The sequence below is a fragment of the Pseudomonas sp. R32 genome (assembly GCF_009866705.1).
Lineage (GTDB): Bacteria > Pseudomonadota > Gammaproteobacteria > Pseudomonadales > Pseudomonadaceae > Aquipseudomonas > Aquipseudomonas donghuensis.
Window position 1 is genome coordinate 3,555,453 of sequence record NZ_CP019396.1, and the last position, 12,437, is coordinate 3,567,889.

Genomic DNA, 12,437 nt, shown 5'->3' on the forward strand with positions numbered 1-12,437 from the left:
ACGCTATTTCCTTAACGTGGTGTTCAACCTTTGTTCGAGCGAGGTGAGGATGTTCTGGGTTGCAGTATTCACCTCTTCATCATTAAGAGTGCGCGATGGATGCTGCCAGGTCAAGCCGACGGCCAGGCTTTTTCTATCAGGATCAATGCCTTTACCCTGATAAACATCAAACAGCCTGAGGTCCGTGAGCCATTCGCCTGCATTGTCACGAATTACTTCAAGCACCGAGCTCGAAGCAACATCACGTCCTGCCACCAAGGCCAGGTCACGACGCACTTCCGGGAATTTCGACAGCTCGCTGAACTTCGGCAGGCGGCCTTCGGCCACTTCACCCAGGACCAGCTCGAAGACGTACACCGGACGGTCCAGGCCCAGGGTCTTGGCCAGCTCAGGGTGGATGGCACCCAGGTAGCCGACTTCGCGACCGTCACGCTCGATGCGTGCGGTCTGGCCCGGGTGCAGCGCCGGATGTTTGCCTGGCACGAAGCTGAACTCGGCCAGCGAGCCGGAGAAGCCCAGCAGCGCCTCGACATCAGCCTTGACGTCGAAGAAGTCGATGCTGTCGCGACCGTTTGCCCAGCCTTCCGGCAGGCGGCTGCCGCAGACGACACCGGCGAGCATTGGCTGCTGCTCGAGGTCGCCCAGCTGGCCGACGAAGCGCAGGCCGCTTTCGAACAGGCGCACGCGGTCTTGCTGACGGTTGAGGTTGTGCTGCAGCGACTTGACCAGGCCCGGCCACAGGGAGGCACGCATGGCCGCCATGTCGCTGGAGATCGGGTTGGCCAGCAGCAGCGGCTCGACGCCCGGGCTGAACAGTTCGAACAGTTTCGGGTCGATGAAGCTGTAGGTGATGGCTTCCTGGTAACCACGGGCCACCAGCAGGCGGCGCAGCGCTGGCAGGTCGCCACGGGCTTCGGCCTTGGCCTGCGGGGCCAGGCGCGCTTGCGGGTAACGTACCGGCAGGCGGTTGTAGCCGTACAGGCGCGCCAGTTCTTCGATCAGGTCGACTTCCAGGCTGATGTCGAAGCGATGGCTAGGTACTTCGACCTGCCACTGCCCTTCCCCGGCGGTGGTTTTCAGGCCCAGGCCGTTGAGCAGTTGCTCGACGTCGGCGCTGGCCATTTCCATGCCCAGCATCTGGCTCAGGCGCTCGGCGCGCAGGGTGATCGGTGCGACCTTGGGCAGGTGCGCTTCGCTGGTCACGTCGATTACCGGGCCCGCTTCGCCGCCAACGATCTCCAGCAGCAGAGCGGTTGCGCGCTCGATGGCTTCGCGCGCCAGTTGCGAGTCGACGCCACGCTCGTAGCGGTGCGAGGCATCGGTGTGCAGGCCGTAGGAGCGTGCCTTGCCAGCAACGGAGATCGGCTCGAAGAAGGCGCTCTCGAGGAAGAGGTCGCGGGTGCCCGCGGCAACGCCACTGTGCTCGCCACCCATCACGCCGGCAATGGCCAGGGCGCGGCTGTGGTCGGCGATCACCAGGGTGTCGGGACGCAGGGTAACTTCCTGGCCGTCCAGCAATACCAGCTTCTCGCCCTCTTCAGCCATGCGCACGCGGATGCCGCCGTTGATTTCGGCGAGATCGAAGGCGTGCATCGGCTGGCCGAGTTCGAGCATCACGTAGTTGGTGATGTCGACGGCAGCGTCGATGCTGCGCACGTCGGAACGACGCAGACGCTCGACCATCCACAGCGGGGTCGGCCTGGACAGGTCGACGTTACGGATAACGCGGCCCAGGTAGCGTGGGCAGGCCGCTGGCGCCAGCACTTCAACCGGACGCACTTCGTCGTGGGCGGCGGCAACGGCCGGCACTTGCAGACGGGTCACCGCTACGTCGTACAAGGCACCGACGTCACGCGCCAGGCCAGCTACAGACAGGCAGTCGCCACGGTTCGGGGTCAGGCCGATCTCGATGCTGGCGTCGTCCAGGTCCAGGTACACGCGAATGTCTTCGCCAACCGGGGCGTCGGCAGCCAGCTCCAGCAGGCCGTCGTTTTCTTCGCTGATCTGCAGCTCGGCGGCCGAGCAGAGCATGCCGTTGGATTCAACGCCACGCAGCTTGGCCTTCTTGATCTTGAAGTCGCCCGGCAGTTCGGCGCCGATCATGGCAAAGGGGATCTTCAGGCCAGGGCGCACGTTAGGCGCGCCGCACACTACCTGGAAGGTCTCGCTGCCACTGCTGACCTGGCACACGCGCAGCTTGTCGGCATCGGGGTGCTGTTCGGTGCTCAGCACCTCACCGACGATGATGCCGCTGAACTGGCCGGCGGCCGGGGTGACGCTGTCGACCTCAAGGCCGGCCATCGACAGACGGGCGACCAGATCGTCACGGGATACCTGCGGGTTGACCCAACCGCGCAGCCACTTTTCACTGAATTTCATCCTGCTCTCCTGAAAGATTCGTTACGGGTGCGCGACCTAGCGAAATTGCGCAAGGAACCGCAAGTCGTTGTCGAAGAACAGGCGCAAATCGTTGACGCCGTAACGCAGCATGGCCAGGCGCTCGGCGCCCATGCCGAAGGCAAAGCCCTGGAACTCTTCGGGGTCGATGCCCGACATGCGCAGCACGTTGGGGTGAACCATGCCGCAGCCCATGACTTCCAGCCAGCCAGTTTGCTTGCACACACGGCAGCCTTTGCCGCTGCACATCACGCACTGGATATCGACTTCAGCCGATGGCTCGGTGAAGGGGAAGAACGACGGACGGAAACGCACCGCCAGTTCTTTTTCGAAGAACACCCGCAGGAATTCTTCGATGGTGCCTTTGAGGTCGGCAAAATTGATGTCGCGATCGATCAACAGGCCTTCGACCTGGTGGAACATCGGCGAGTGGGTCAGGTCCGAGTCGCAGCGGTAAACGCGGCCCGGGCAGACAATGCGGATGGGCGGCTGAGTGGACTCCATGGTCCGCACCTGCACCGGCGAGGTGTGGGTACGCAGCAGCATGTTGGCATTGAAATAGAAGGTGTCGTGCATTGCCCGGGCCGGGTGGTGGCCGGGAATGTTGAGCGCTTCGAAGTTGTGGTAGTCGTCTTCGACCTCAGGGCCTTCGGCGATGCCGTAGCCGATGTGGGTGAAGAACTGCTCGATGCGTTCCAGGGTACGGGTGATCGGATGCAGACCACCGGAGGTCTGGCCACGGCCCGGCAGGGTTACATCAATGCACTCGGCAGCCAGACGGGCGCTGAGCTCGGCCTCTTCAAACGCCGCCTTGCGCGCGTTGAGGACCTCGGTGACGCGTTCCTTGGCGTCGTTGATCAGCGCGCCAACCTTTGGCCGCTCTTCGGCAGGCAGATTGCCCAGGGTCTTCATCACCTGGGTCAGTTCGCCTTTCTTGCCAAGGAAGTGCACCCGGATCTGTTCCAGGGCATTGATGTCTTCAGCGCGTTCCACGGCCTCCAGGGCTTGGGAGACCAGCGCGTCCAGGTTTTCCATGTACAGACTCCAGATACGAAATAGGGGAAGAGCGCAGGCTCTTCCCCTATTAAGACGTTTAACACCAGGTGCCGGAAATGACACCGGGTGATTGTCGGGGGTACTTAAGCCAGCGAGGCTTTAGCTTTCTCGACAATCGCAGCAAACGCCGCTTTTTCGTTCACTGCCAGATCGGCCAGAACCTTGCGGTCGATTTCGATCGACGCTTTTTTCAGGCCAGCGATCAGGCGGCTGTAGGACAGACCGTTGATACGCGCACCAGCGTTGATACGAGCGATCCACAGAGCGCGGAACTGACGTTTTTTCTGACGACGGTCGCGGTAGGCGTATTGGCCTGCCTTGATGACCGCTTGCTTGGCAACACGGAATACGCGCGAGCGAGCGCCGTAGTAGCCTTTAGCCAGTTTCAGAATTTTCTTGTGACGCTTACGAGCGATGACGCCACGCTTTACACGAGCCATGAGTAACTTCCTCTAATCTTTGACCGAAATTAACGTACGCGCAGCATGCGCTCGACTTTTGCAACGTCCGACGGGTGCAGCAGGCTGCTACCACGCAGTTGACGCTTACGCTTGGTCGACATTTTGGTCAGGATGTGGCTCTTGAAAGCGTGCTTGTGCTTGAAGCCCGAAGCGGTTTTCAAGAAACGCTTCGCTGCACCGCTTTTGGTTTTCATTTTTGGCATGTTCGGATACTCCGCATTCAGTTGATAAACATAACCGCAAGGCCTGCCGTGCCCTGGTGGTTATTTCTTTTTCTTGGGTGCGATGACCATGATCAGCTGGCGTCCTTCCATCTTAGGATGCTGTTCGACGGAACCGTATTCCAAAAGGTCAGTTTCGACCCGCTTCAACAGTTCCATACCCAGCTCCTGGTGGGCCATCTCACGACCGCGAAATCTCAAGGAAATCTTGGCCCTGTCCCCATCACTCAGGAAACGTACCAGGTTGCGTAGTTTTACCTGGTAATCCCCCTCCTCCGTCCCTGGACGAAACTTGATTTCTTTAATCTGGACCTGCTTCTGATTCTTCTTGGCCTCGTTGGCTTGCTTCTTCTTTTCGAAGAGGTGCTTGCCGTAGTCCATGACTTTGCAGACAGGCGGTACTGCGTCGGCAGAGATCTCTACCAGGTCCAGCTTCGCTTCTTCAGCGATACGAAGCGCTTCATCAATCGAGACGATGCCAATCTGCTCGCCGTCAGCGCCAATTAACCGAACCTCGCGTGCCGAGATATTCTCGTTGATCGGGGCCTTCGGTGCAGCTCGTTTATCGTTTCTCATTTCACGCTTAATAGTAATTACTCCGATTCTTGGCGACCACGCCGGGAAACCGCTTGAGCGAGGAATTCAGCGAATTGAGCGACGGGCATCGAGCCCAGGTCAGCGCCTTCACGAGTACGCACAGCGACGGTTTGCGTTTCGACTTCGCGATCCCCTATAACCAAAAGGTAAGGGACCTTGAGCAAAGTATGCTCGCGGATTTTAAAGCCGATTTTCTCATTTCTCAAGTCGGACTTGGCACGGAACCCGCTTTCATTGAGAGTTTTTTCAACATTCTGGGCGAATTCGGCCTGCTTGTCGGTGATATTCATGATCACCGCCTGGGTTGGCGCGAGCCAGGCCGGGAATGCACCTTCGTAATGCTCGATGAGAATTCCGACGAAACGCTCGAACGAACCGAGGATTGCACGGTGCAGCATCACCGGATGCTTGCGGCCGTTGTCTTCGGAGACGAATTCGGCGCCCAGACGGATCGGCAGGTTGAAGTCGAGCTGCAGGGTACCACACTGCCAGACGCGACCCAGGCAATCCTTCAGCGAGAACTCGATCTTCGGCCCGTAGAAGGCACCTTCGCCCGGCTGCAGGTCGTACGGCAGGCCGGCGCTGTCGAGGGCGGCGGCCAGTGCGGCTTCGGCGCGATCCCACAGCTCATCGGAACCGACGCGCTTTTCAGGGCGGGTCGAGAGCTTCATTTCGATGTCCTTGAAGCCGAAGTCGGCGTAGACATCCATGGTCAGCTTGATGAACGCGGCGGATTCGGACTGCATCTGCTCTTCGGTGCAGAAGATGTGCGCGTCGTCCTGGGTGAAGCCACGTACACGCATGATGCCGTGCAGCGCACCCGACGGCTCGTTACGGTGGCAGGCACCGAACTCGGCCAGACGCAGCGGCAGCTCGCGGTAGCTCTTCAGGCCCTGGTTGAACACCTGCACGTGGCATGGGCAGTTCATCGGCTTGATGGCGTAGTCGCGGTTTTCCGACTGGGTGGTGAACATGTTGTCGGCGTAGTTGGCCCAGTGGCCAGACTTTTCCCACAGCGAACGGTCAACAACCTGCGGAGTCTTGATCTCCAGGTAGCCGTTCTCGCGCTGCACCTTGCGCATGTACTGTTCCAGTACCTGGTACAGGGTCCAGCCGTTCGGGTGCCAGAACACCATGCCCGGCGCTTCTTCCTGGAGGTGGAACAGGCCCAGGCGTTTGCCGATTTTACGGTGGTCGCGTTTTTCGGCTTCTTCGATGCGCTGAATGTAAGCAGCCAGCTGCTTCTTGTCGGCCCAGGCGGTGCCGTACACGCGCTGCAGCTGCTCGTTTTTAGCGTCGCCGCGCCAGTAGGCGCCGGACAGCTTGGTCAGCTTGAAGGATTTCAGGAAACGGGTGTTCGGCACGTGCGGGCCGCGGCACATGTCGACGTATTCTTCGTGGTAGTACAGGCCCATGGCCTGTTCATCCGGCATGTCCTCGACCAGGCGCAGCTTGTAGTCTTCGCCGCGGGCCTTGAACACGTCGATCACTTCGGCGCGCGGAGTGACCTTTTTGATGACGTCGTATTCGGTGTCGATCAGCTGCTGCATGCGCTGCTCGATCGCCGCCATGTCTTCGGGCGTGAAAGGACGCTCGTAGGCGATGTCGTAATAGAAGCCTTCGTCGATGACCGGACCGATGACCATGCGCGCAGTCGGGTACAGCTGCTTGACCGCGTGGCCGACCAGGTGGGCGCACGAGTGACGGATGATCTCCAGCCCCTCTTCGTCCTTGGGCGTGATGATTTGCAGGCTGGCATCGTTTTCGATCAGGTCGCAGGCGTCGACCAGCTTGCCGTCGACCTTGCCGGCGACGGTGGCTTTAGCGAGGCCCGCACCAATGGATGCGGCGACTTCGGCAACCGAAACTGCCTTGTCGAATGAACGTTGACTGCCATCGGGAAGAGTAATAATGGGCATGGCGCCTCCTCTCCTAGTGGTGACCCCTACCAAAGGTCACGTGGGTTGGGATGAGCCAGTACGCGATCCGCCCCTGTCTTTGCACAAGCAAAGCCTGCCTCACAGTGGCAGAAGCCCGAAGGCCTGCCAGGGAACGAACCAGAGTGACTGGAATAGTAAAAAAACAGTTGGGAGCTGCAAGCCGCAAGCTGCAAGAAAAAGCCGGCGGCGAGCTCAAGCCACGCATGCTAGCACAAAGCTTTCGGGCGATTGCGGGCAGATTGACCGGCTGGGCAGAAATATTCGGAAAATATGCCTTGGCGGTGAACTTGCGCGGATTTTTTCCGCTCAGAGTTTGAGAAGCGTCCTACTCTTGTGAGACTCGACCCCAAGGAGTGTTGGTTATGCGACTTCAGTCTCTTCTGGCCCTGGCGGCTGCATCTGCCCTGCTGCTGCCGCTGGGAGCCCATGCCGGCAAGCTACCCGCCAACTACCAGACGACCTGCGTAACGCAGGCGCAGAAGCAAGGCCTGGCACAGGATAAAGCCGAACAGCACTGCAAATGCGCCGGAGACGTGCTCGAAAAAAATCTCAGCGACAAGGAGATCAAGGACCTGGATACCCTGCAGGATGGCGTAGATGCAGCGGTAATGGAACGCGCGCAAAAAAATATTGCAGCGGTCTGCGGCCCGAAAAAATAGGGCCTTTCGCCAGTTATCCATCGCTAATTTGCTCCAGATCAGCATTCTGCGAAGGTAAAAGGGGCTACAAGCCCATAATTAGACTATGATGGTCGGCGTGCACCCTGTTGGCCTCGGCAACACCGCACTACTGAAAATCATGTTTCCTGGAGATACACCCATGTCTAATCGCCAAACCGGCACCGTAAAATGGTTCAACGATGAGAAAGGCTTCGGCTTCATCACTCCACAAGGTGGCGGCGACGACCTGTTCGTTCACTTCAAGGCTATCGAAACCGACGGTTTCAAAAGCCTGAAGGAAGGCCAGACTGTCTCCTTCGTTGCCGAAAAAGGCCAGAAGGGCATGCAGGCTGCACAAGTTCGTCCAGAGTAAGATCTGACCGAATAAAAAAACCCGTCCTTGTGGCGGGTTTTTTTGTGCCTGTATTTTGGGGCTGAAGGGCGTTTCTCTGTGGGAGCGGGCTTGCCCCGCGATCGGGCGCGAAGCGACCGTAATCCAGGCGCCACCTGATGTGTCAGCCGCACTGCCTCATCGCGGGGCAAGCCCGCTCCCACCACAGACAGTTGCTCCCACAGAGACTGTGTTAGCCGCAGTTCACGCGGGTAACCACGCCTTTTTCGTCGGCGTTGAGGTTCAGGCGCTCGGAGCGGTACTCCAGGGTCATGACGTCGTGAGGCTTGAGCACACGGGCCAGTTGCGAGCCGCTGGCTTTACGCGCCTGCTCGAGCAACTCGGGGGTGGCCGGCTTGCCGATGGCGAACTCGGCGCCGCTGGCCTGGCAACGGCCATCGGTATTGGCGGCAACGTCTTCCGGGGCCTTCGACGAAGAGCCACCCGTGCTGCTGCAACCTGCCAGTACGGCGACAGCCAACAGGCTTGCCAATGATGCACGCGTGCGGAACATGAATCCTCCTTAAATACTTGAATGCTGCCTATGTGACAGCACTCCTGGTTTTTTGTTGCAAAACCGCGCCATTGTGCCCGAGCCAGAGCGCTCAGGGCCAAGTGCAATCGTGACCGGATTTTGCACGATCTCAATACAGATCGATGTAATCACTGGCAGGTTTCGGCCAGTTATTCTTCAGGGCGTTGTACACCTGCCGTATCCAGCGCTCGTCGTCGGCCACTTGCGGGCCGACGCAACCGGAGCCCGCAGCCCAGGTTTCCAGACGAAAGGCCAGGCCGTCCAGCTCACGGCCACCGGTGACCTGGGACAACCAGGCAATGCCGGCGCGACTGACCCGCAGCTGATTGTGTACCGCGCCATTTCCGGCCACCAGCAGGGCCCGCACGTTGTCGAGGGTAAAGTCGTTGGGGTTGGTCAAATCGATCTGCACTGCGCTGTCCCGGCAAGCTAAAACACCGTTAGTTTGCCACGACCCTGTGCTTATGCCTAAGTCGCAGTGCGCGGCAGGTGGCGCCCATGATTTACTGCAAACATCGGCGGAGCGCAGGCCAGCCTCCCCTTCAAACGCCAGGGCCCGGCATTTGAACCGACAGCGCGCGCAGTTTTCTTTCGAGATTGATCATGACAAGCCACACCATCGATGCCGACATCAAGGTCAAATGGCCCGAGGGCCAGAGCGCCTACAGCCCGGCCAGCGCCGAGGAGTTGATGCTGATCGCGGTCGACCTGCTGGTCAAAGACCTGGGCCACGACGGCGCACGCAGCTACATCGACCAGGTCTTCGAACGTTACGCCCATACGGCTACGGCAGACGCGCCAGGCGGCTACTGAGCAGGTCGAAAAAGCCCTGGGCATCGCCATCGGCGATCCAGGTGACGTTCGCCGGCTGCTTCAAGGCCCCGTACCAGTCAGTGATGGTCTGGCCAAAGGTCGGCCCATCACGGCTGTCGACCTGCATGAATACCTGGCGACCCGTGAACAGTTCGGGCTTAAGCAGGTAAGCGATTACCGTGGTGTCATGCACCGGCCCACCTGGGATGCCATAGTGCTTCATGTCGGCCTTGACGTAGGCGTTGAGAATATCCACCACGCGCTTGCTGGCCGCATTGTTCAGGCTGGCGATCTGTTTCAGCCGGGCCTCACTGGTCAGCACCTTGTGGGTGACGTCCAGCGGCAGGTAGGTCAGCTTGACCCCACTCTTGAGCACCACTTCGGCAGCATGGGGGTCGGCGAACAGGTTGAACTCGGCCACCGGGGTGATATTGCCGCCGTTGAAGTGGGCACCGCCCATGACCACCACTTCCTTGATGCCGTTGACGATTTCTGGCGCCTCGATCAGCGCCAGGGCCAGGTTGGTCTGCGGCCCGAGCATGGCCACGGTGATGCTGTGCGGCTTGGCGCTGCTCAAGGTGTCGATCAGGTAGCGCACCGCATTGCCGTTGGCCAGCCCCTTCTGCGGCTCGCTGACCGTGACACCGGGCAAACCTTCTTCACCGTGGATGTCGGCGGCGTAGATCGGCGTGCGCAGCAGCGGCCTGGGCGCCCCCGCATACACCGGAATCTCTTCGCGCCCGGCCCACTCCCGGGCCAGGCGGGCATTGCGCGAGGTCTTTTCCAGGCGCACGTTGCCCGCCACAGTGGTGATGGCGCGGATTTTCAACTCATCAGGCGAAGCCATGGCCAGGAACAGCGCCACCACATCATCGGCGCCAGGGTCGGTATCAATAATCAGGTCAATGGGCGCGGCTTGGGCGCCAGCCGACAGCATGGACATTAGCAGTACTCCTTGGAGCAATCGTTTGGCACAGCTCAACATAAGACACGTCCTTATGGTCAGAGGGAAAAGCGCTAGAAGGTCACCCCGGCAACCAGCGCGATGTTGCTGTAGGGCTGGCACTCACCGGTGCGTACGATAGCGCGGGCGCTGCGGCTCAACTGCTTGAACTCGTCATGGCTGAGCAAGCGCCGGGCGCCCAACTCGCCCTGGGCCGCCAACTGTTCGACCGTTGCCAGGCCCGGCGGCTGATGCTGGAGGATTTCGTTCGCCAGCACGTGGCTTTCGACCTGCATTTCACTCAGCACCACCCGCAGGGTGCTGGCGAAATCAGGAACACCCGGCATCAACGCCAGGTCGATCAGTTCCACCCCCGGCGGCACCGGCAGGCCGGCGTCGCCGATCAGCAGGATGTCACCATGGCCAAGGGAGGCAACCAGGCGCGACAAGGCGATGTTGAGCAACGGGGTCTTCTTCATGGCTGCAGCTCGGCAAAGTGTGGAATCGAAGGCTGCGCACCGGCGCGGGTGACCGACAGCGCCGCCGCGCGCTGGCCGAAGGCGATGGCTGCGCCCTCCTCTTCGCCGCGCGCCAGGGCCGCGGCGAAACCGCCAACAAAGGTGTCGCCGGCCGCCGTGGTGTCCACGGGTTGCACCACCGGCGCGGGGAAATGCCTGAACGCCTGGCCATCGGCAAACAACGCACCCTGGGCCCCCAGGGTGACGATCACCTTGCCCACACCCAATGCCAACAAGCGCGTGGCGGCAACCTTGGCGCTTTCCAGGTCAGTGACCGGCACACCGCTCAGGGCCTCGGCTTCGCTTTCATTGGGGATCAGGTAGTCAATGCTGGCAAACCATTCGACCGGCAGCGGGCCGCTGGCGGGCGCCGGATTGAGGATCACGGTTTTACCCAGCGCCCTGCCCCGTTCAAGGGTGTAGGCGACGGTCGCCATGGGCACTTCCAACTGGCAGATGATCACATCGGCGTGTTGCAGCAAGGCATCAAAACGCTGCACTGATTCGGGCAGCAACTGGCCGTTACCACCGGCAATGATGACGATGGCGTTCTGGCTGGCGGCGTCCACCACGATCAGCGCCACGCCACTGGACACACCGGCAGCAACGCCCACCGCCTGGCAGTCGATCTGTTCATCGGCCAGGGCCTGACGCAATTGCTGGCCATAGGCATCGTCACCGACGCAGCCGACCATTGCCACCTGCGCCCCCAGGCGCGCCGCCGCCACCGCCTGGTTGGCCCCCTTGCCACCGGGCACCGTGACGAAGGTTTCACCCACCAGCGTTTCGCCGCCGCGCGGCAAGCGCTGGGCGCGCGTTACCAGGTCCATGTTCAGGCTACCTACCACTACTACATTGGCGTGCATGTGCGGGCTCGTTCTCAGCGGTAATCATTGAAAAGGTCGGGGCGCGGCGCAGTCGACTCACGCAGGACGATGCTCGGCGCGACAATGCGCTGCTCCGGCGCGCCGCGCAGCGGTTCGGCAATACGCCGCAGCAGCAGTTCGGCGGCGTTTTCACCGAGCTCGCGGATCGACTGGCCGACGGTGGTCAACGCCGGGAACACGTACTGGCTGATCTGGATATCGTCGAAGCCGATCACCGACAGCTCGCTGGGCACGCAGATGTTGCGTTCGGCAGCGGCGCGCAATACGCCGATGCCGATCATGTCGTTGCCAGCGAAGATCGCCGTCGGCCGCTCGCCTTCGAGCAGCAGCGCCGCCGCGGCATAACCGCCGAGGCTGGTGAAATCGCTGCTCAGCAGCCAGTCCTGACGTGGAGTAACGCCGGCCTCGGCCAGCGCCCGATGGAAACCGGCCAGGCGCAACTGGGCAACGCTGGTGCTGGCCGGGCCGCCGATGCAGGCGATGTCGCGATGGCCCAGGTCCAGCAGGTGCCGGGTGGCCAGGTAAGCACCCTGCTCATGGTCGATGCGTACCAGGTCGGCGGCCACGCCCTCCAGGGCGCGGTCGACGATGACCATCGGCGTGCGCACGCTGGCCAGGCTGTCGAGCAGGTCGCGGTCTTCGCCGACCGAGGCGACGATCAGGCCATCAATGCGCTTTTCCAGCAGAACGCGCAGATAGCTGCGCTGCTTTTGCGGGTTGTCGTCGGAGTTGCAGAGGATCACGCAGTAGCCGTTGCGCTCGCAGCCGTCCTCGATCCCCCGGGCCAGTTCGGCGAAGTACGGGTTGACGCTGTTGGGCACCAGCAGGCCGATGGTTGCGGTGCTGCGCGCCTTGAGCGAGCGGGCCACGGCGCTGGGCACATAGTCGAGCTCGGCAATGGCCGCCTCGACCTTGAGGCGCACCGGCTCACTGACCGGGCGGGTCTTGTTCAGTACATGGGACACGGTGGTATAGGAAATCCCCGCCAGTGCCGCGACATCTTTGATGGTAGCCATTGT

The 12,437-nt window shown here is 61.1% G+C and carries 16 protein-coding genes; 4 read left to right on the forward strand and 12 right to left on the reverse strand.

Annotated features, from left to right (window positions below):
• Positions 1-3 precede the first annotated feature (3 nt).
• The 6 genes from pheT to thrS all read right to left on the reverse strand — a co-directional run bounded on the left by pheT (position 4) and on the right by thrS (position 6,651).
• Positions 4-2,379: a phenylalanine--tRNA ligase subunit beta gene (gene pheT, locus PspR32_RS16520; RefSeq protein ID WP_159388906.1), complete on the reverse strand. Its 2,376-nt coding sequence runs from the start codon at positions 2,377-2,379 to the stop codon at positions 4-6.
• 36 nt (positions 2,380-2,415) lie between these two features.
• Positions 2,416-3,432 (reverse strand): phenylalanine--tRNA ligase subunit alpha, encoded by a 1,017-nt coding sequence (gene pheS, locus PspR32_RS16525; RefSeq protein ID WP_010222413.1) that lies wholly within the window; start codon positions 3,430-3,432, stop codon positions 2,416-2,418.
• 104 nt (positions 3,433-3,536) lie between these two features.
• A complete protein-coding gene (gene rplT / locus PspR32_RS16530; RefSeq protein WP_010222414.1) occupies positions 3,537-3,893 on the reverse strand; it encodes a 50S ribosomal protein L20 in 357 nt (118 codons plus the stop codon).
• A 29-nt stretch (positions 3,894-3,922) separates the two neighbouring features.
• On the reverse strand, positions 3,923-4,117 hold the full coding sequence (gene rpmI, locus PspR32_RS16535) for a 50S ribosomal protein L35 (RefSeq protein WP_009394045.1): 195 nt from the start codon (positions 4,115-4,117) through the stop codon (positions 3,923-3,925).
• Positions 4,118-4,177: 60 nt separating this feature from the next.
• Entirely contained in the window at positions 4,178-4,729 is a 552-nt protein-coding gene (gene infC, locus PspR32_RS16540; RefSeq protein WP_174242331.1) for a translation initiation factor IF-3, read from the reverse strand.
• Entirely contained in the window at positions 4,729-6,651 is a 1,923-nt protein-coding gene (gene thrS / locus PspR32_RS16545) for a threonine--tRNA ligase (RefSeq protein ID WP_010222416.1), read from the reverse strand. Before thrS ends, infC begins: the two co-directional genes overlap by 1 nt.
• Positions 6,652-6,794: 143 nt before the next feature.
• Between thrS and PspR32_RS16550 the strand changes: the two genes are divergently transcribed.
• The 3 genes from PspR32_RS16550 (at position 6,795) to PspR32_RS16560 (ending at position 7,704) form a co-directional block, all read left to right on the forward strand.
• Positions 6,795-6,989 (forward strand): hypothetical protein, encoded by a 195-nt coding sequence (locus tag PspR32_RS16550; RefSeq protein ID WP_145959287.1) that lies wholly within the window; start codon positions 6,795-6,797, stop codon positions 6,987-6,989.
• 45 nt (positions 6,990-7,034) lie between these two features.
• Positions 7,035-7,331: a hypothetical protein gene (locus PspR32_RS16555; protein WP_010222418.1), complete on the forward strand. Its 297-nt coding sequence runs from the start codon at positions 7,035-7,037 to the stop codon at positions 7,329-7,331.
• Positions 7,332-7,491: 160 nt separating this feature from the next.
• Positions 7,492-7,704: a cold-shock protein gene (locus PspR32_RS16560; protein WP_007956027.1), complete on the forward strand. Its 213-nt coding sequence runs from the start codon at positions 7,492-7,494 to the stop codon at positions 7,702-7,704.
• 211 nt (positions 7,705-7,915) lie between these two features.
• Here PspR32_RS16560 and PspR32_RS16565 read toward each other — a convergent pair whose 3' ends face one another.
• Both PspR32_RS16565 and PspR32_RS16570 read right to left on the reverse strand, forming a co-directional pair.
• Positions 7,916-8,236 carry an I78 family peptidase inhibitor gene (locus PspR32_RS16565; protein WP_010222419.1) on the reverse strand — a complete coding sequence of 107 codons (321 nt, stop codon included), beginning with the start codon at positions 8,234-8,236 and terminating at the stop codon, positions 7,916-7,918.
• A 130-nt stretch (positions 8,237-8,366) separates the two neighbouring features.
• Complete coding sequence (locus PspR32_RS16570; RefSeq protein ID WP_010222420.1) at positions 8,367-8,669, reverse strand: hypothetical protein; 303 nt, start codon at positions 8,667-8,669, stop codon at positions 8,367-8,369.
• A gap of 191 nt (positions 8,670-8,860) precedes the next feature.
• Between PspR32_RS16570 and PspR32_RS16575 the strand changes: the two genes are divergently transcribed.
• A complete protein-coding gene (locus PspR32_RS16575) occupies positions 8,861-9,070 on the forward strand; it encodes a hypothetical protein (RefSeq protein ID WP_010222421.1) in 210 nt (69 codons plus the stop codon).
• Here the strand turns inward: PspR32_RS16575 and PspR32_RS16580 are convergent.
• From PspR32_RS16580 to PspR32_RS16595, 4 genes are all read right to left on the reverse strand, one after another.
• Complete coding sequence (locus tag PspR32_RS16580; RefSeq protein ID WP_374045212.1) at positions 9,042-10,013, reverse strand: nucleoside hydrolase; 972 nt, start codon at positions 10,011-10,013, stop codon at positions 9,042-9,044. The two genes, PspR32_RS16575 and PspR32_RS16580, sit on opposite strands and share 29 nt — an antisense overlap.
• A gap of 74 nt (positions 10,014-10,087) precedes the next feature.
• Positions 10,088-10,492: a D-ribose pyranase gene (gene rbsD, locus PspR32_RS16585; RefSeq protein WP_159388907.1), complete on the reverse strand. Its 405-nt coding sequence runs from the start codon at positions 10,490-10,492 to the stop codon at positions 10,088-10,090.
• Entirely contained in the window at positions 10,489-11,397 is a 909-nt protein-coding gene (gene rbsK / locus PspR32_RS16590) for a ribokinase (protein ID WP_159388908.1), read from the reverse strand. Before rbsK ends, rbsD begins: the two co-directional genes overlap by 4 nt.
• A gap of 14 nt (positions 11,398-11,411) precedes the next feature.
• Positions 11,412-12,434, reverse strand: coding sequence for a LacI family DNA-binding transcriptional regulator (locus tag PspR32_RS16595; RefSeq protein WP_010222426.1), 1,023 nt, complete (start codon positions 12,432-12,434; stop codon positions 11,412-11,414).
• Between the last annotated feature and the right edge of the window lie 3 nt (positions 12,435-12,437).